General features: G+C 48.8%; 17 protein-coding genes and 3 pseudogenes. 7 read left to right on the top strand and 13 right to left on the bottom strand.

The window, feature by feature from the left end:
* Nucleotides 1-345: 345 nt before the first annotated feature.
* From H6G00_RS33580 to H6G00_RS33545, 8 genes and pseudogenes are all read right to left on the bottom strand, one after another.
* A complete protein-coding gene (locus H6G00_RS33580) occupies nucleotides 346-609 on the bottom strand; it encodes a DDE-type integrase/transposase/recombinase (protein WP_277882029.1) in 264 nt (87 codons plus the stop codon).
* An 82-nt stretch (nucleotides 610-691) separates the two neighbouring features.
* A pseudogene (locus tag H6G00_RS36960) lies at nucleotides 692-1510 on the bottom strand (IS6 family transposase).
* 185 nt (nucleotides 1511-1695) lie between these two features.
* Nucleotides 1696-2436, bottom strand: a complete 741-nt coding sequence (locus H6G00_RS33570; protein ID WP_190800058.1) for a DevA family ABC transporter ATP-binding protein — start codon at nucleotides 2434-2436, stop codon at nucleotides 1696-1698.
* Between the two features lie 29 nt (nucleotides 2437-2465).
* Nucleotides 2466-3131: a GAP family protein gene (locus H6G00_RS33565; RefSeq protein WP_190640995.1), complete on the bottom strand. Its 666-nt coding sequence runs from the start codon at nucleotides 3129-3131 to the stop codon at nucleotides 2466-2468.
* Between the two features lie 20 nt (nucleotides 3132-3151).
* Nucleotides 3152-4318 (bottom strand): ABC transporter permease DevC, encoded by a 1167-nt coding sequence (gene devC, locus H6G00_RS33560; RefSeq protein WP_190640996.1) that lies wholly within the window; start codon nucleotides 4316-4318, stop codon nucleotides 3152-3154.
* A 20-nt stretch (nucleotides 4319-4338) separates the two neighbouring features.
* Nucleotides 4339-4539, bottom strand: a pseudogene (locus H6G00_RS33555) (response regulator transcription factor); the annotation flags it as partial.
* A gap of 86 nt (nucleotides 4540-4625) precedes the next feature.
* On the bottom strand, nucleotides 4626-5798 hold the full coding sequence (locus H6G00_RS33550) for an ABC exporter membrane fusion protein (protein ID WP_190640998.1): 1173 nt from the start codon (nucleotides 5796-5798) through the stop codon (nucleotides 4626-4628).
* 86 nt (nucleotides 5799-5884) lie between these two features.
* On the bottom strand, nucleotides 5885-6541 hold the full coding sequence (locus H6G00_RS33545; protein WP_190640999.1) for a TMEM175 family protein: 657 nt from the start codon (nucleotides 6539-6541) through the stop codon (nucleotides 5885-5887).
* 92 nt (nucleotides 6542-6633) lie between these two features.
* Between H6G00_RS33545 and H6G00_RS33540 the strand changes: the two genes are divergently transcribed.
* From H6G00_RS33540 to H6G00_RS33530, 3 genes are read left to right on the top strand one after another with little or no spacing between them, the layout of a single operon-like run.
* Entirely contained in the window at nucleotides 6634-7896 is a 1263-nt protein-coding gene (locus tag H6G00_RS33540; RefSeq protein ID WP_199313840.1) for a sensor histidine kinase, read from the top strand.
* Nucleotides 7874-8515: a response regulator transcription factor gene (locus H6G00_RS33535; protein WP_190684219.1), complete on the top strand. Its 642-nt coding sequence runs from the start codon at nucleotides 7874-7876 to the stop codon at nucleotides 8513-8515. The genes H6G00_RS33540 and H6G00_RS33535 overlap by 23 nt, the downstream gene beginning before the upstream one ends.
* Nucleotides 8516-8524: 9 nt before the next feature.
* A complete protein-coding gene (locus H6G00_RS33530) occupies nucleotides 8525-8662 on the top strand; it encodes a hypothetical protein (RefSeq protein ID WP_190800111.1) in 138 nt (45 codons plus the stop codon).
* 34 nt (nucleotides 8663-8696) lie between these two features.
* Here H6G00_RS33530 and H6G00_RS33525 read toward each other — a convergent pair whose 3' ends face one another.
* Nucleotides 8697-8858 carry a hypothetical protein gene (locus H6G00_RS33525; RefSeq protein ID WP_190800057.1) on the bottom strand — a complete coding sequence of 54 codons (162 nt, stop codon included), beginning with the start codon at nucleotides 8856-8858 and terminating at the stop codon, nucleotides 8697-8699.
* A gap of 185 nt (nucleotides 8859-9043) precedes the next feature.
* Here H6G00_RS33525 and H6G00_RS33520 point away from each other — a divergent pair, with 185 nt between their 5' ends.
* Nucleotides 9044-10708 (top strand): deoxyribodipyrimidine photo-lyase, encoded by a 1665-nt coding sequence (locus H6G00_RS33520; RefSeq protein ID WP_347278262.1) that lies wholly within the window; start codon nucleotides 9044-9046, stop codon nucleotides 10706-10708.
* A 25-nt stretch (nucleotides 10709-10733) separates the two neighbouring features.
* Here H6G00_RS33520 and H6G00_RS33515 read toward each other — a convergent pair whose 3' ends face one another.
* Nucleotides 10734-11069, bottom strand: coding sequence for a hypothetical protein (locus H6G00_RS33515; protein ID WP_190800056.1), 336 nt, complete (start codon nucleotides 11067-11069; stop codon nucleotides 10734-10736).
* Between the two features lie 21 nt (nucleotides 11070-11090).
* Here H6G00_RS33515 and H6G00_RS33510 point away from each other — a divergent pair, with 21 nt between their 5' ends.
* A complete protein-coding gene (locus H6G00_RS33510) occupies nucleotides 11091-11348 on the top strand; it encodes a hypothetical protein (RefSeq protein WP_190800055.1) in 258 nt (85 codons plus the stop codon).
* Nucleotides 11349-11481: 133 nt separating this feature from the next.
* Here the strand turns inward: H6G00_RS33510 and H6G00_RS33505 are convergent, their stop codons facing one another.
* Nucleotides 11482-13848: a hypothetical protein gene (locus H6G00_RS33505; protein WP_190800054.1), complete on the bottom strand. Its 2367-nt coding sequence runs from the start codon at nucleotides 13846-13848 to the stop codon at nucleotides 11482-11484.
* A gap of 246 nt (nucleotides 13849-14094) precedes the next feature.
* Here H6G00_RS33505 and H6G00_RS33500 point away from each other — a divergent pair.
* Nucleotides 14095-14782: pseudogene (locus tag H6G00_RS33500) on the top strand (IS1 family transposase).
* Nucleotides 14783-14842: 60 nt separating this feature from the next.
* Here H6G00_RS33500 and H6G00_RS33495 read toward each other — a convergent pair.
* Nucleotides 14843-15232 (bottom strand): hypothetical protein, encoded by a 390-nt coding sequence (locus H6G00_RS33495; RefSeq protein WP_190678403.1) that lies wholly within the window; start codon nucleotides 15230-15232, stop codon nucleotides 14843-14845.
* Nucleotides 15233-15735: 503 nt separating this feature from the next.
* Nucleotides 15736-16368, bottom strand: coding sequence for a TetR/AcrR family transcriptional regulator (locus H6G00_RS33490; protein WP_190800053.1), 633 nt, complete (start codon nucleotides 16366-16368; stop codon nucleotides 15736-15738).
* 89 nt (nucleotides 16369-16457) lie between these two features.
* Here H6G00_RS33490 and H6G00_RS33485 point away from each other — a divergent pair, with 89 nt between their 5' ends.
* On the top strand, nucleotides 16458-17243 hold the full coding sequence (locus H6G00_RS33485; RefSeq protein ID WP_190678407.1) for an SDR family NAD(P)-dependent oxidoreductase: 786 nt from the start codon (nucleotides 16458-16460) through the stop codon (nucleotides 17241-17243).
* The last annotated feature ends 109 nt before the right edge of the window (nucleotides 17244-17352 follow it).

Below are 17352 nucleotides of genomic sequence, written 5' to 3'. Positions count from 1 at the left end.
ACACTATTTTTGCCAGGAAAATTTTGGGGCGGGAAGGCAATTACAGCAATTTCTACTTGGATAAACCCCACGTCTCTGTGGGGGCAGTTCGCGAACTGCCCCTACGCTATGGCTTACCCAGTCGAAAATGGCTGTAAATTCTTTCTTTCGACCGAAGTTTATCCCAGTCACCAAAACTACCGTGTTGCTAGTTGTGACTTTAAAGATATGGCTGAAGCAGTCTTCAAGCCTTGCGGGCAGAGGAGAAAATTGTGAATCAAATGAAATCCCTACCAAAACCCCTGCGGGTAGGGTTGTGTCGCAAGAACTTGTTAAGGGCAAACGATCGGTATCGTCTACATTCCCTTAAGCAACAACTCCAAAGATTGCTTCAAGAAACCGGGCTTGAGAGACACTATCTCCTTGTTTGATTCCTTTCACTTGCCCTTTACAGATCATCTTCATTGCCTCGATTCCGCTCAACGTTTTTCTAGCGCTATTAAACGTCTTGAACCCCATCATTGGTTTTACAATTCGCTTGATATTTCTATGGTCTTGCTCAATGACGTTATTCAAATACTTGCTCTGCCGTAACTCGGTCTCTTCTGCGACTGTCTCATCTCCTTGCAGGAAACTGTCAGAACTGAGTACTCAAATCACCGCTTTTTTTATCACTTTTTTGTATTGTAAGCTTCCTCTTCATTGCCTTCGATTAAATCGCTTGAAATAACTCTTCTAACTCACTCACTCGTTCAATAAAACGTTCTCGTTGCTTTGAAAAAGACACTAATTCTGTCATTTTTGCTCTGGGTCTCAAAAATTGCTTTACTTCATCAAATGCTTGACAAAATCGTTTCGCACTCTCAATCGCTCCCAACCCGAGCATTGGATAGTAACGTTGCTTAATCCCTCGATGGCTCTGTTCGATCGGATTTCCCAAGCAACCTCTCACTTCATGCTCAACATCCGTTCCCAATTCCTCATCAATCGCTCTGGGATACGAACTCAGCCCATCTGTCACCACTTGTTGTGGCGATTGTTCCGCCACCTCATGTGCCCCAGCAAAGAAAGCTTTTGCTGCTGCCATGTCTCGTTTCTCGCTCAACCTCACATCGACTAAATTGCCATCCTCATCGATCGTTCGCTACAGATAGCACCATTTGCCTTTCACACGGATGTATGTCTCGTCCACAAACCAAATCTTGCCCACCTTCCCCTTGCGTTTGGCTCTCAGCTGTTGGGTAAAAATCGGAGTAAAGCGTTCTTCCCAATCTCGTACTGTTTCATGCGTGAACTCCAACCCGCGCAGTAGGAAGAATTCGGCAATGTCTCTAAAGCTCAGCTTGTAACGGAACCGACAGAGCAGCACTTGGAACACGATATCGGTGGGCACCTCGATGAAATTGAAAGGGGTACCGGTGCGTTCATTGCAGGTGCGATCGCACGCCTTGCAGCGAAACATTGCGTAACCTAAATCAGTGGTGCGTTGCAATCGAGTGGTGTGAGTCGAGCTGCAGTGAGGACAGTTCATCGAAGGCGGACTGAACGGAAGTTGAGGGCAGAAGCTAGTTTATCAGGCAGGGGCTTCTACCCTCAATTTGAGTACTCAGTTCTGACAGTTTCGACATCGGAGGGCAAGGAGGAAAGTTTGAGTCTGCTTACTTTACCATTGACTGGTTTTTGCGACACAACCGAAAATTGAGCCTTCCTACCTTCTCATTTTTGCAACACAACCTCTGGGTTAGCCGCCAAGCGACCATCTTCCATGTAGACAATGCGATCGGCGATGTCTAAAATTCGGTTGTCGTGCGTGACTAATAAGATGGTGCAGCTCTGCTCTTTAGCAAGTTTTTGCATAATTTCTACAGCATCGCGACCTGATTTTTTATCAAGTGCTGCTGTCGGTTCGTCGGCTAGGACGATCTTGGGTTGACTCACCAAGGCACGGGCGATCGCCACTCGCTGTTTTTGCCCGCCCGACAGGCTATCAGCATAATAGTCTACCCGTTGTTGTAGCCCTACTGCTTCTAGCATGGCAACGCTCATTCCATCAACGTCGCGATCGAACATTTTCTCATGCAGTTCCAGTGACATCCGCACATTTTGTTTAGCCGTTAGAAAGGTCAATAGATTATGTGCCTGAAAAATATAGCCAATGTTGCGACGAAGTTGAGTCAACTGTTGTTTGCTGGCATCGTGCAATTCTTGACCGAGAATCTTGAGGCTGCCTTCTTGAGCCGAGCGCAATCCACCCATCAGTGTTAGCAGCGTTGTTTTGCCAGAGCCAGAGGGACCCGTCATGATAATGATTTCACCTGCATAAATATCTAAATTGATGTTAAACAAGGCTTGTTTGCGGAGTTCGCCGCTGCCAAAGTAGTGATTAAGCTGCCGGGCAGAAATAACTGGTTCTGCTACTGTCGAGTAAGATTGATCGAACTGCCAAGTTTGAATCATTGCTTTTGTTCTTATATGTGTGTAAGCGATCAAAAAAATGGACGACCTAAAGCAAAAGCAATGCAGTCTACAATCAGGAGGATACCTAAGCCAATGAGTAGGAATCGCAATATTTTGTGTCCCCATTTCTGCACTGATCGATTAATCGCCTGGATCAAATTAAGACTATGTTCGCCCAGTCCGATATAGAGTCCTAAGAGAGCAATGAGCGGGAAGACAAAGATCGCGTTGTAGATTGCCAGAATACTCATTGTGGTTAAGAGATCAAACTGCGATCGCACAATGCGCTCGATCGCCGCTAAGTAAGGCAGTGCAGTTGGGAAATCCCAAAGCGTTGCAGCGCTACCAAATAGGAAGGTTTGAGCGATCGTTAATTGAGCAGGGCGTTTAGCTTTTTGGGAATCAGCAGCATTTCTAAGGTTCCAGCCCACCAGGAGTAGAACGATGCCAATGATCAGTTGCAACGTGTACATTAGTGAAGGTGGCAAACCTGGTAAATTGATGGTCAACCGACTTGCTCCAAACGCCACTACCAATCCAGCTGTCCAATAAGTGATAAATACTCCCGCAATAAATGAAACTGAGCGAGGAGCTGGGTTAGGAGTACTGAGCAGATACATTTGGACCGCTGTAGTAGTAGGGTTGAGGCTGTCTAGTGCCGCGATTGCAACAAGATAAGCAAGTAAGGATGGCATCTAATTACACCAGGTAAGAACTAGAAAATATCAGCCGGATCAGCAGACTGCAGTTTACGCATTGCAATTCCTCCTGATGCTGCACACATAACAATCGTCAAGGTCAACACAAGCATCGCGCGGCTGAGTGTCATACCAATCGGTAGAAAAGTGGCAGCGGCCGCGACCGAATACAGCCCGACCGAAATGATAAATCCTGGAATAAATCCTAGAACTGCCATAATCAGCGCTTCCTGGATGAGTACGCCAATCAAGTAACCGTCGCTATAGCCCATTGCTTTCAACGTGGCATATTCTGGCAAATGGTCTGATACATCAGAGTAGAGAATTTGATAGACGATAATGGTGCCAACGATAAAACCAATGATTGCGCCAAATCCAAACAAAATCCCGATCGGACTAGTGGTTTCCCAATATTTCTTTTCGTGTGCAATAAACTCTTCATGCGTCAGAATTAGAACACCTTTAAGCTCCGATTGCATTGCAGCCTTAAATTGCTCAACATCGGTGCCCGGTTTCAACTGGATGGCTCCAATATCAATTTCATCGGGCTGGCGGGCTGGAAAGAGCCGAAGGAAAGTTGAATGACTCGTAATGACATTCCCATTGGCAGCGAATGATGCTCCCATGACAAACGTTCCAACGACCTCGACTTGAAAGTTATTAAATTGAATTGGCACCGAGCCGGACTGCTGAAGTTCTTCAACTACATTGCCAAAAAACTGTTCCGCACCAGCGCGATCGTAGAGCATTCGGTTCAGCAACTTCAATTCATTCTGGTGTGCTTGTACATCTGGCAGGGTGATCGCTGAGTTATGAGGATTAATCGCAAACACCATGGTGGGCTGATTCTTTCGAGTTTGAGCATTGCGCCACTCGCCCTGACCAATATAGAGATAGTTAATCGATTCAACTTCTTTAGCTCCTGCTGCCTGATATAGTTGCTGTCTGGGAAAGCTTCTGACTACATTTAGGCTCTCAAACAACGGATTAATCAGAAACAGATCTCCTTGCAGCGAGGTGTAGGGTTTCACGACAGACTCAAACAGGGCATCGAGCAATCCCAATTGAAAAAACATCAAAATATCGGCGAAGGCAATTCCCGCTAAAGCCACCGCAAGACGGGTTTTTTCCCGTTTTAGCTGAAACCATGCCAGAGGTGTTTTACGAAATAGGTTACGCAACATAGGTGACTCTTTTCTACGCTTTAGACCAAACCATGACGGAGAGCAAAAACAACTGCTTGAACGCGATTATCGACTCCAAATTTGTTGAAAATACCTCTGACATGCGTTTTGACAGTATTAGGACTGACATACAACACCTCAGCAATTTCAGTATTACTTTGTCCTTCAATGAGTAACTTGAGAACTTCCATTTCACAGGTTGAAAGTCCCTCTAGATTGGTTGTGTACAATGTCTGCATCATCTTCTTTGCCCAGTTAGGGTAAGGTGTGAATCAACCGATGAGTTGCCAACGAGAATATGAGCGCTTTAGGGTTGAATGGCAACCTGCACTTGCAAATTCGTTAGCCCTGAGACTTGATCGCTGCCGGCTGCATTCAAACGAATTCTGACTTTCACCACCCGCTGATCCAGGTTCTCTCCCGGCTGATTGTTGAAGATCTCCTGCTGACTCACTTGCAGCCCAATTTCCTCGACTGTGCCACGCAATTCTCCAGAGAAAGGTTCACCTGTAATCACTGCCTGTTGCCCGATGCGAATTTCTTTGATGTCACTTTGATAAACTTCGGCAACTACTCGCATTTGGCGGGTTTGCCCCAGATCGGCAATGCCTTTTTCATTAACCACTTCCCCCGCCTTGGCATAGATTTCCAGAATTTGTCCTGCTTGGGGCGATCGCACCTCTGCTTGTCTCAAATCCGCTTTTGCTCGTTGAGCTACGGCGATCGCTTGCTCCACTTTTGCCTGTGCAGTCTGCACATCGATTGGGCGCACTTCGGCAATGCGATTCAGGTTAGCTCTAGCTGACTCAATCTGCGCTTGCAATGTATCAGTCGTTCGGCTTTGATTTGCTTTGCCCTCATTGAACTGCGCTTGCGCTTTTTGGAAAGCTAATCGCCTCTGGTCAAATTGAGATGCAGAGATGGCTCCTTCCTGATAGAGCGATTGATAGCGGTTGTATTCAGAGCGGGCATTATTAACCTCAGCCTCTAAACTTGCTAAGGTCGCTTGCTGTCGCCGAGTTTCACCTGCTAATTCCGCTTGCAAACGCCCAATCTCTGCTTGTTGTGCTTCAATTTCACCCGATTTTGCCCCAGCTCTAACCTGAGCAAGCTCTGCTTGGGCAACGGCAACTTGTTGTTCGGCTTCTAGGAGAGCGCCTTGTAACCGATCGTAGCTGTCTAGAATCGCAATTACTTGATTAGCTTGGACTCGATCGCCCCGTTTGACAAGCAGTTGAGCCACGCGATCGTTACTCAGCGTGGCTGGAACTGACACTTTTGTCACCTCAGTTTCAGGCTCCAACCGACCCAGCGCCACAATAGATTGAATCGTTGGGGTAATCTGAGTGTTCTCTGCTGGCTTCTCTACAACAAATTGCGAAATGCCATAGTAAGCAATTCCTGCTGTAGCAGTAGATGCAACAACGATCAAGGCAAGCATCCAATGATTAGATGGTTTGGATAGTAACTGTAAATTCATGGTGATCACGCAAGTGGTATCGGATAGCGGAGACGATGAAATTTGACATTTCAAATTAAGCAACAAGCTTGAGGCAATTACTCAACTCATTGAGTGGAAACTGGTATTGCACCAGGTTCAAAAGTTTTCTTGAGAGCCTTATTCACAACTAGAAAGACAACTGGAATTAACAACCAGACCAAATCTGACAAATCTGGGCTAACCAGTGCAACTGGAATTGACACCAAGGCACAGATAGGTTCGATCAATGCTTTCACTTGAATTGATCGAATGATTCGATGATCTAAGTCTCTATCCACTAAACGACGTTGGTGAGTTGCATAGATCCAGCTTGTGAATGAGAGAAAACCAATCAGGCAAATATTGGCACTAAACCAGATCTTGGCGAACGGATTGCTGGATAGCCTAAAGACCAAATCATTTGAGAACGGAATCACCAATAAACTCATCAAGTACAAGGTATAGATCAATGAGTGAGTTTCATTAGTCCGCTTGAAGTAATTAAACTGTTGAGTGTGGTTGATCCAGTAAAAAGCAACCAGAATAAAAGTGATGACGTAGATGCCAAGAGACTTAAGCTGTCCAATCAGAAATTGGTTGACTTCCAAACTTGACAGTAATTGAACGGTTTCTGGCAGTCTAAACTCCATGAAGGTGATTGCCATCGCCAGGGCATAAACACAATCGCTCAGCCTTGCTAAAGAGTGAATGGCAGTTTGAGAATTTGAGTAGTCTGGCTGCATGGCTGGTTAGGATGATTCATCTACAGACCATCTAAATCCATCCGTAGCGTTTCTGATACCTATAGCTATCATTGAAACGGATGACACTTGTCATGTCTAACCTTGATAGGTGTCATACCCAGATTGGCAGGCGATCGCGCAAACTAGATAGAACAGGATGGTTAATCTATTCAATGAATCTAGACGCTGGCTCCTCTCCATCACTCCGTCGGACACTGCGCTTTGGCGAATGGCTCCTGCTACTGATGACAATCTTGATTTATGTGCTTGATGAAGCCTCCACACCTGAGCTAATCGTCAAATGTATCGCGTTTAGCACGCTCTTTTTCTGTCTCAGCTTTATCTTGCCGCTCGATCGCCCGCTTGGGCCGCGCCGCGCTTATGTTGCGCTGGAAGTGGGGTTAACGGGCGTTGCGATCGCCTCTGGAGTCGAACTTAGTTTTGTACTTTATCTACTACTGATCAAGGCGTGTTTCTTATTGAGCCGCCGCGAAGTTATTTTGACCAATATTATGGGTGGAGTGGTCTGGTTGGCTAGTTTTGCCTGGCTATATCCGTCACTAATTCAACGAAAACTCCCAGAGTTTGATAGTGTCACTTTGCAGTCTAGTTTGTCCATCACACTGCTACATGCGTTGCTTTACTACGCCAGCGCCAGCATTTTTGTTGTTCTCCTTGGCTTTGTCATCGTGGCAGAACGCGAAAGCCGCCAGCAGGCAGAAGCATTATCCCAGGAGGTTGAAGTGTTGGGTGCCAAACTAGAACGTCTGCGGATTGCGCGTGAAATTCATGATTCCTTAGGGCATACTCTCACCTCATTGGGAGTACAACTGGAAGTTGCTCAGAAATTGCGCGATCGTGATTTAGCCAAGTCCTTTCACTCGGTAGACAATGCCGCCTTATTAGCAAGCCAATGCCTCGAAGATGTGCGGCAACTGGTACAAACGATGCGCTGGCAGTCAGGCTTCAATCTAGATGAGGCGCTACGTGAGCAAGTTGAGCAGATACGCCAGCAGGGAATTGCGACTCAGATTAATTTAAGTTTGCCTGCCCTCTCCCTGCAATCGAGTTACCAGCTTTACTGCATTTTGAAAGAAGGCTTGATTAACATTCAAAAGCACGCCAAGGCAGCTCAAGTGAAGTTGCGGGGAATGGTTGACTTAAACACGATTGTTGTGACGCTGCAAGATGACGGTCAGGGATTTGATCCGGAACAGCCATTAACCGGCTGTGGTTTACCAGGAATGCAGGAACGGGTAGAACTCTTGGGTGGAACCCTTAAAATTAGTACAAGTTCCGAACAGGGAACGCAAATCAAAATTGTTATTCCTTATGATTCGAGTGCTCGTCGTTGATGATCAATCCTTTTTTCGAGAAGGGTTAGTTGCGTTGTTGTCGCTAGAGGCAGACATCGAAGTTGTCGGGCAGGCAATGGATGGGAGAGTGGCGATCGATCTGACCGGAAAGCTTCAGCCGGATGTGATTCTGATGGATATTCGGATGCCCAATTGCGATGGAGTCACGGCAACCCATGAAATTCTCCGCAGCTATCCCTGGATTCGCATTCTTGTGCTAACCACGTTTGACGAAGATGACTATGTGTGGAAATTATTGCAGGCAGGGGCGACTGGATATTTGCTTAAAAACACCCCCTCTGGGCAGGTGGCAGATGCCATCCGCACGATTCACAGAGGACACAGTCAGCTCGGACCAACGATCGCAGCCAAAGTCCTTGCCCAACTGCAACCGCCTGTTAGTGCCACCCCAGTTAATCTAACGCTGAGTGATCGAGAGTTGGATGTCTTGAAACTGTTGGGGCAGGGAAAGACGAATCGTGAAATTGCTAAAACCTTACATATCACTGAGGGAACGGTCAGAAATTACATTAGTCGGATTCTTAGCGAGTTGAACGTAAGCGATCGCACTCAAGCCGCACTTTGGGCAAGCGAAAATTTAGACCCGCGATCGCCTTAGCTAGTGCAGATGGTTCCTTCGCCAAAGCCGATTCGAGACCACTTCCACCCAAAGCAACATCAGCTGACTGCTCATCGCTATCGTGAACAGCTGCGCCAACGAATTGAAGATTGGCAAGAGATTGTTGGCTTGAAATCTACCGCATAATCCTGCCATTCCAACTTGCCAAGAATTATCGTGCTTATTCTTTAATTTCTTTGATTAAGTTGATGATATCGTCTGTAGCTGTGAAACCCTTGCTACCGTCGATAGCAGACTGGTCTTTGTCGTAGTTGCCACTGACGCACCAATGATTGTGACGAGTCCACGGCAGACTCAGGAGCAGACTTGATTGGGTAGTCATCCTCATCCTGCGCTGACTGGCACAGATCCAATCGGATCGCAGCGCCCCCTCGATCGCCGTGCCAGTTGTTACGGCGCTAACGAAACGAAGTAGCCAGATCTAGGCTGCCTTGGGTGAGGGTACTTCAGATACAACCAGCGCTCCTACTCGAGTCCGTCACTTGCTAGGCTGAAGCAAGTGTACTAGTGACAAAGACTGTGAGCAACTGCACGATCGTCTGGTTTCGCCGCGACCTGCGCCTGTCTGACCATGCTCCCTTAGCGCGAGCCGCCCGCCGAGGAAGGGTGATTCCTGTCTTCGTGTTCGATCGTGCCCTGCTGCACCACCCCGAAACTGCACCCGCACGTGTCGCCTTCATGCTGAAGTGCTTGCAATCGCTTGACCAAGATTTGCGCGATCGCGGCGGGCGGTTGATCCTGCGCTTTGGCGATCCAGTTAAGGTGCTGCCGCAACTGATTCACGACACGCAAGCAGACGGCATCTATGCTCACATCGACTTCGAGCGCCTGTACGGTCGGGTGCGCGATGCTCGCCTCAATCATGCTCTTGCTGAACAAAACCTGAAGATTCGTTGGTTTGAGCCAGTGGGTACAACCGCAGAACTCGTGACCACTGGTCAATATCGGCAGTTGTGGTCCGAGCAGATGAGCGAGGCGCTCGTCTCCACACCGACTTGTGTGAATGTGCCGCCCGATGTGCCCAGTGAACCACTCCCTACACTGACCGACTTGGGACTGGTCGATGACGGCAAGCCCATCCCCCCCGCGGGTACACAGGCTGCATCCAAGCTGCTCGCTCGCTTCCTGGAGCAGAAGACACAGCGTTACTACTGGCAGCTATCCTACCCCAGCGCCCATGCCACCAGCGGACTCAGCCCGCACCTTAAGTTTGGCGTCATCTCCTTGCGCGAATGCTATCAAGCCGCCCAACAACTGCAAGCATCACCGGATGAGCGAGTCCAGCGCAGCCGCCAGCAGTTTGTTTCACGGCTGCGTTGGAACAGTGGTTTTGCTCAGCGCTTTCGCTACCTGCCGCAGATGGAGGTCAGGTCGCTCTACCATCACTTCGACGAAGAGGGCTTCGCCTTCGATGAAAATTTGTACCAAGCGTGGCAGCAGGGGCAAACGGGTTTTCCAATCGTCGATGCTGCCGCTCGCTGCCTATTAGCGACTGGAGGCTGGCAAGCGTTCAACTTTCGCACTCGTGCCTGCTATGCCAGCTTCTTGAGCAACCTGCTGGGCATGGACTGGCGCTACGGGGCATTGCACTTTATGCGACATCTCATCGACGGTGATTGTCCAATCGATCATTACCAGTGGGCGATGCAGGCTGGAATTACCTCAGCGGTCGACAAGAGTTGGACGCGCATCTACAATCCCGGTCAAGCTGCGGTGGATCGCTTTGACCCACAAGGACAGTTCATCAAGCGCTGGGTGCCCGAACTGCGGCATCTGCGCCCGAATCAGCTTGGCTCACCCCCAACCACCAAGGGTTATCCTGCTCCTATCCTTGACTACAAGCAGGCACGAGCGCAGCGCGTTAAGCAACTTCAGCGCCAGCGACAGGTGTTCGTTGAGCAGTCCGATATCATGCCGCATCTTGCGCCTCTCCCCGCTAGCTTGGTGCCGTTTGGCAGCGATGGCCTCGCCTCCTCTGGGCGGGTTGTTTGTGATGTAGTTTGGGCAAGCGGAGATAATCATCACCTATTTCCGCTTGCGATCGACTTAACCACCCTTAATGGGGAGCAAGCCGCGATTTTGAGAAGCTGGTTTGTTGCACCAGTTACCTCGTCTCCAGTCGAGCGTGCCAGCCAGCAGACGACAGGAGTGATGCAGTTTAATCTCCTGTAGTGTGCTCTGGATGATGTGATGCTCACTACGGTGGGTGATGCGTGTCAATCTTGAGGAGAGCTTCGATGTTCTGACACGCATCACCACTCAACCGGTTCTGTCGATTGCAGATACGAACGGACGAGCGATGCAGACAAGTCCAAGCGAATTGACCCACAACGCCTTGTGTACGGGGTGGCTTTGTTTGCGGTGCTGTCGTTTCACGGGCGATCGCCATGACAAAAATGGTCATTCTAGGCAACACCTCATAATCAGGTTTTGGACTGATGCGAGCGTCATTAGAACCTTCACCTCCTGGCGATCGCCTGTGGGTTGAAAAGTATGGGCAATGATGCAGCGATGCAGTAGAATCTTGGGTCAATTACTGCACGGAGGTTGAATCATGTCAGAACCAATATCCAAATCCGTTAACCAGACCGTCATTAACCTGCTGACTCTGTTGGCACAGCAGGACGACCCAGAGACGCTCGCTGCCCTTGAGCGGGGCAATAGTTCTGATGGTGAATTAGAGTCAGTTCATGGTGCTGAGGCTAGCTCGGTAAGGATCATGCTCGATACGGCAGATACCGATTACCTCATTACCGAGCATGGTGCAACCGCAGTGCCGAAGTCAGACCAACGGGAGTCGGACATCCTCTAAACCCTCGTTTGCGTCAAACTCTGTACTACCGCTTATCCAACGTGGCTTTGATTCTTCGCACTACGCCTGCTTCGGCAGCGGTTTGACGTAGCGCCGTTTTATCAGACATAGACAGTATGGGTCAAACAGATTACTACTCATTCTGTCCCTGTACTGGCGTAGTACCATAACAACGCAATTGCAGAATTAGGGCATTACGGCTAACCGGATCTTGCAAGGTTTGAGCGACTTGCAGAGACTGCTGTTCCTGACCAATCTGAGCATATTTCAGCGCGATCGCCTCCAAAAAGCTGCCCCGATCTTGCTCATCTTCGACCAATAACGGATTGTCACCGCCTCGAAGGTCAACAATCTGCGATTCCTCACCAGGAATGGTTTGCGCGATTTCGAAGGCTTGAGCCAGGGAACTTGCCGCTTGCGATTGGTGACCCAACTGGGTATAGCGATCGGCAATTTTAAGCAGCAGGGTGGTTGTTGTGGTTGGGTTGTCCAAACGGTCCAGCGTGGCGAGTGCAGTGGATAGGTCTCCGCCCTCGATTGCTGCAGCGATCGCATCGGCAATTGCGGCAGAACGACGCACTGGTGCGTCAAGGATAGCGTCTGTCACTCCAATTGCAGCCTGGTGTTGATTTGCAGCGGAAAATTGGGCAGAAATTGACTGCAGCGCAGAAAGACGACTTTCCTCATCTTCGATCGTTTTCACCAGCTCAACCGCTTGATTCAAGAGTTGTGTCGCTGCTTCGGGCTGATTGGCTCTAAAGTGTTCCGTTGCGATCGCTCTGAGTACTTCGGCTTTTACAGCGGCAGAATCAATTGTGTTAGCCAACTGAACGGATTGATTAAACAGTTCAGTTGCCGAATCAATTTGTTGAGCAACAAGCTGAATTTGGGCAGCAACAACCGCAAAATGTTGAGCCTGAAAGCCAGGATCAACATTTTGCTGGGCAATGGCTTGAGCGCGATCAAAGTCTCCAGCCTCTGCAAAACCGCGAGCAATTTGCAGAAACAGGCGATCGCGCCACCCGACATAGTTCGGTGGAATCGCCTGCGTAATTTTTACGGCATCATCATATTGGTTAGCGGCGATCGCTTGATTGGCAAGCTGGGTTAGATCTTGGGCGCGATTATACGATATAGATGTTTCTTCTGTTTCTTCTGCAAGATTGACCGTTTGCACCACCTGCAACGCCAGATCGTAATGTCCGCTCTGCACGGCTTGATCAATCAACTGCCGGCTAACAAGGTTGCGGCTACTAAAGTCGGCGATCGCGGCAATGTTTTGAGATGCCTGAGTTAAGGTGGCTTGAGCACGGTCGGTCTGCCCAGCTTCAGCATAAAGCAAGGCGATCGCGCCGTACCCGGTTGCTTTCACCGTTGGGTCGTCAAAATCTCCAAGGACACGTAGGGCAGTGTCAAGTTGTCCTGCGGCAGCATATTGCACAAGGATCGGAACGGCTGCCTGCTCCCGGTCGGGAACTGTGGTGCGAGTCCGAGCGCTAGTTTCTAGGGCTTGACCCAAAAATTCGGCGGCGCGATCAGACTGTCCCGCTTCAGCATAGCCAGCGGCGATCGCCCCGAGAATGAGCGCTCTCTGGTCGTCCGCAGGTACGTCTGAGGCAAGCGACACAGCGCGATCGAGTTCGCCAGCTTGTAAGTATTGATTGATCACAGCGCTCATTGCAGCGGACTGGTAGTAAGGGGCATTCTCAATTTGCTGCGCGACTTGTAGGGCGCGATCGAGTTCGCCAATCTGAGCGTAGAGTTGAGCGATTGGCTCTAGCGACCATGCTTTGCGGTAGGCATTAGGATAGGTGGCAGTTTGGGCAAACTGGAGCGACTGCGCCAGGATAGGAGCAGCGGCTTGGGGTTGACCAATCGCCACATAAACTTGAGCGATGCTGGTCAGCGCTTTGGTTTGAAATTCTGCACCGCGAATCGATTGACTTGCTTCCAATGCCTCAGCCAAAACAGTTTGAGTTTGCTGCGGCTGCTCCAAGATGCCGTAGGAGCGAGCGATCGAGGTGAGCGTTCGAGTTTTTGCGGCACTGTAGCCGCTGTCTAAGCTCTGCGTCACCTGCACTGCCTGCGGCAAAACGGCGGCAACCTGCTGGCGCTGCGGTGGATTAGCCTGATTGACCAGTTGCTCTAACAGGCTACGTTCGGAGCTGCCTTCATAACTGTTGATAATCTGATCAAGCAACGTAACTTTGGCTGAAACATCCTCCACCTGCCCGATCGCTTCAAACACCTGAATTAGGGCGATCGCTGCTGCCTCAGTCTGCCCATCATTGACATGCTGCCGCGCCTGCTCAACCAGCTCATTTAAGGCAAACTGCTCCAACTGAGCAAGCTCAGTTGCACAATCGCTCGCACTGCTCCCGGTCGGCATTACCGCTGGATTAGTAGCTTGACTAATTTGAACGGCCAAAGCAGGCGGACAAAGCGCCGCTAAACACACGACGGCACTTAGCGTTTTCAATCCTTGAGCAAACAGAAACATTAGAAAAACCTGCGATCGAATATATAAAGGGAATCTCGAAAGATTCAAAACCTATTGAGAACAAGCACAAAGAATCAAGGGTTTCAGATTACATAATTTGCAATAAGACTAATGAATTGAAGTGCCCTAAATACATTGACGTATTTTCGCCCGCACCAGTGTCTATGTTTGTGCCAGTTGTTTAGTTGGAATGATAGATTTAGGGCGTTGCTGAAAGGGTAATGCTAGATTTGGTACGATTCAGGCATGAAATGCTCTCAATGTAACTCCACTCAAACGTTAAAAACGGACATCGACGAGGCAGACAGTGCTACAAATGCAAGCAGTGCGGTCGTCAATTCCTCGAATCTTACCGTCCTTGGGCGTACTCCGATGACGTTAAACAACTCTGCATCAAAATGTACCCCAATGGGATGAGGTTGCGTGGGATCGAACGAGTCACCGAGATTTACCACACCACGGTCATGCACTGGATTCGAGAAGCAGGACATCAACTTCCAGATGCTCCTGAATCTGAAGAAATCCCAGAAATAACAGACTTAGATGAACTGTAAACCTTTGTGGGCAACAAGACCAACAAACTCTGGATTTGGACTGCTGTTAATCACAAGCAAGCGAGAATTCTGGCATGGGTGATTGGAGATCGCAGTGCAGAAACCTTCAAGTTTTTATGGCTCATCGTCAAGTGCTGGCACTACTTCTTCTATGTCACCGACGGATGGAAGGTGTATCCAATGTTCATTGAGGAAGGCGACCAGATTATCAGCAAGACCTACATGACTCGGGTTGAGGGAGAGAACACTCGTCTGCGACATTACTTGGCGCGACTGCACCGGAAGACCTTGTGTTATCCAAATCCATTGAGATGTTGAAGTGCTCGCTGCGTTTGCTCCTTCATTACCTGAAGTATCGAACTGTTCCTCTGTTCGCTTAGCTCATTACAGCTTCAGCAATGCCTTGAGTATTAAGCAGCACAAATTGGTTAAAGTTCGTCTCACACTGAAGGGGAGCGCCGAAATATAACAGCAGCGATAAGCAAGAGAACTATCGACACTGTGTCAAAGTAGATGATCCGTTGAATTCCCGGCGTTAAATCTGGTGTAGTTATACATAATCCAATAAAAGCAAGTTTGCTGACTACAGCAGCAATAATAACCATCATTCGTAGATGATAGAAGAATGCTCCATAAACTAAGGCAGCACCGAGCACCCCTAGCATTACTTGGCGATGCCTGACTAGCAGCAGGACGGCATCATCTTCAAAAGCAACATTGTATAAAGATGTAATTCCATTTGAATTTAGTGCAGTGATGACCGGAGAAGCTGTAATCACACCAATAACCACTAAGATTGCCACTGCTGCATTTCGGCTTAGTTTAGACATTGAAGTTTCTACTGAAAGTAATTACATAGAAGATATTTATGCTTAATGCCCCAGTTCACCTGTGGCAAATGACTCTTGATTCTAATCTACAAGTTTTGCTCCATGAGGGAGTGGGCACATAACCCTTCCAAACGGCAAAGTAGCTGTCGTCTAATAGTAGTGAGATTATCGGCGTTGTTGAGTAGCGGTATGAATTGCCTGCGATCGCGGGTTTGGTTGCTGTTGAATAACAAATTATTTTGGCTCTTCCCAAGTTTTGATTTTGCTGACAAAACACGGCTTAACATCCGAAAGTCTTACAAATTCATTGCAATCAGAAGCTCGATGTTTGAGTTTTGTAGCTCAGGAAACGGCGAAATTAGGGTTTCGGGTATGAAGAAACAATTCGCCAGCAGCCCTCATGATCGCATCGCTCACCAGCATCCATGAAAATCGAAGCAATTTACAAGTCAGTATCAAAAGCTGGGAAGAGCCCAGATCTTTTGCTCATTCACAACTACCGTTTACCTGCCGCCTAGACCCTCGTAAAGCATTTGGGTACACATATGAATCATACGCTCGACTCCAATGGGCGTATCGGTGTACGGGCGTGTTTGGTTTTCAATAATCAAGGTCGCCATCCCGTGCAGCATGGACCAAATAACGCTGGCGAGTTCGCCTGGGTCGCCTTCACGAATGCGTGCTTGTGCTTGTCCCGCCCGTACCACATCAACAAACAGTTGGTACACCCCTTTCGCAGTCTGATGCACTGCTGGAAATGCTTCACGTTCAATTGTTAGTCCACTGAACATTTCTCGCATGAGCCACGGATTGGACTGGGCGAAGGAAACGTATCCTTGTGCTAACCCTTGGAGTTGCGCTTCAACGTTCGTGGGCATGTTGTGCAAAGTCGATCTCATGTGTTCCGTTAGGCGCTGGAAGCCGATCTCAATAATCGCTGCAATCAACGTTTGTTTGTCGGCAAAGTGGCGATACGGGGCAGCATGACTGACCCCAGCTTTCCGGGCCACTTTGCGTAGGTCAAGGGCGGCGGCACCCCCTTCTGCTAACATCTCTAAACCTGCCCGAATCAACGCATTGCGTAAATCACCGTGATGATACGCTTTTGGTTGATCGTTATCAAAGGAGTTATTCATCCATGCTCCACATAGATGTTGACACTGTCAACATCCCAGCGTACACTAGCCTTACCACCATACTGCATGAAATGCACAAGGAGGAGGCGATGTACACTCAGGGTAATACCATCCTTATTACTGGAGGTGGCTCAGGGATTGGTTTGGCACTTGCGCGGCGGTTCGTGCGCCACAACAATCGAGTCATTATCTGTGGACGGGACGAAGCTAAGCTTGCCGCTGCACGGCAGACCATGCCCAACTTGGAAACGAAGCGATGTGATGTGAGCATTCAATGCGACCGCGACGAACTGGTGCAGTGGACTCTCGATCACTTTCCGAGCCTCAATATCGTGATCAACAATGCAGGTATCTTAAACGTGATCGATGTCGCGACTGAATCATTCGATTTCACGGCTATCGAGCAAGAGCTGAGGACGAACCTATACGCGCCAATCGACTTAACACTTCGCTTCCTGCCCCACCTGCGACAGCAATTATCCGCCGCGATTGTCAATATCAGTTCTGGATTGGTTTATAGTCCCGCCGCCATTGCGCCGATTTATGCAACGACCAAAGCAGGCGTACACGCCTTCACACAAACGATACGCTATCAGTTGCGCGATACAAGGTTAAAAGTGTTTGAAGTGTTTCCGCCAACCGTGGATACCAAGCTTAATGCAGATATTCAAGTCAACAAAATATCGCCGCATGCTGCTGCCGAGGCAATTGTGCAGGGGATTGCCAAAGACACACAAGATATTCGGGTTGGGCAAGTTAAGGCACTCTATATCGCGACGCGGATTGCACCGACGTTCATCAATAACAAGATAAATGAAGTCATTGCACAAGGTCAACAGCAATCGCGCAACGGAAATGCTGGTAAAGATAGCTAATACCAATTCTCTAAAGTCCGGCTACAGATAGAGCATCTAAAATAGACTGCCGCCCCACAATTGAGGCAACCACTTCTGGTGTTAGTGCGCCGAGTTGTTCTTTCACCTG

It is taken from the genome of Leptolyngbya sp. FACHB-541 (assembly GCF_014695875.1).
In the GTDB taxonomy this organism is placed as follows: domain Bacteria; phylum Cyanobacteriota; class Cyanobacteriia; order Elainellales; family Elainellaceae; genus JAAUTN01.
Note: the sequence above shows the minus strand (reverse complement) of the source record. Positions and strands in the feature narration are given on the sequence as shown.

Excerpts from the sequence above, each read along its gene's own strand:
- H6G00_RS33525 (WP_190800057.1), bottom strand. The coding sequence starts at position 8,858 with ATGACTACCCAATCAAGTCTGCTCCTGAGTCTGCCGTGGACTCGTCAC.
- H6G00_RS33545 (WP_190640999.1), bottom strand. The coding sequence starts at position 6,541 with ATGCAGCCAGACTACTCAAATTCTCAAACTGCCATTCACTCTTTAGCA.
- H6G00_RS33565 (WP_190640995.1), bottom strand. The coding sequence starts at position 3,131 with ATGCCATCCTTACTTGCTTATCTTGTTGCAATCGCGGCACTAGACAGC.
- H6G00_RS33485 (WP_190678407.1), top strand. The coding sequence starts at position 16,458 with ATGTACACTCAGGGTAATACCATCCTTATTACTGGAGGTGGCTCAGGG.
- H6G00_RS33510 (WP_190800055.1), top strand. The coding sequence starts at position 11,091 with ATGTCAGAACCAATATCCAAATCCGTTAACCAGACCGTCATTAACCTG.
- H6G00_RS33530 (WP_190800111.1), top strand. The coding sequence starts at position 8,525 with ATGGTTCCTTCGCCAAAGCCGATTCGAGACCACTTCCACCCAAAGCAA.
- H6G00_RS33540 (WP_199313840.1), top strand. The coding sequence starts at position 6,634 with ATGTCTAACCTTGATAGGTGTCATACCCAGATTGGCAGGCGATCGCGC.
- H6G00_RS33550 (WP_190640998.1), bottom strand. The coding sequence starts at position 5,798 with ATGAATTTACAGTTACTATCCAAACCATCTAATCATTGGATGCTTGCC.
- H6G00_RS33495 (WP_190678403.1), bottom strand. The coding sequence starts at position 15,232 with ATGTCTAAACTAAGCCGAAATGCAGCAGTGGCAATCTTAGTGGTTATT.
- devC (WP_190640996.1), bottom strand. The coding sequence starts at position 4,318 with ATGTTGCGTAACCTATTTCGTAAAACACCTCTGGCATGGTTTCAGCTA.
- H6G00_RS33535 (WP_190684219.1), top strand. The coding sequence starts at position 7,874 with ATGATTCGAGTGCTCGTCGTTGATGATCAATCCTTTTTTCGAGAAGGG.
- H6G00_RS33490 (WP_190800053.1), bottom strand. The coding sequence starts at position 16,368 with ATGAATAACTCCTTTGATAACGATCAACCAAAAGCGTATCATCACGGT.
- H6G00_RS33505 (WP_190800054.1), bottom strand. The coding sequence starts at position 13,848 with ATGTTTCTGTTTGCTCAAGGATTGAAAACGCTAAGTGCCGTCGTGTGT.
- H6G00_RS33570 (WP_190800058.1), bottom strand. The coding sequence starts at position 2,436 with ATGATTCAAACTTGGCAGTTCGATCAATCTTACTCGACAGTAGCAGAA.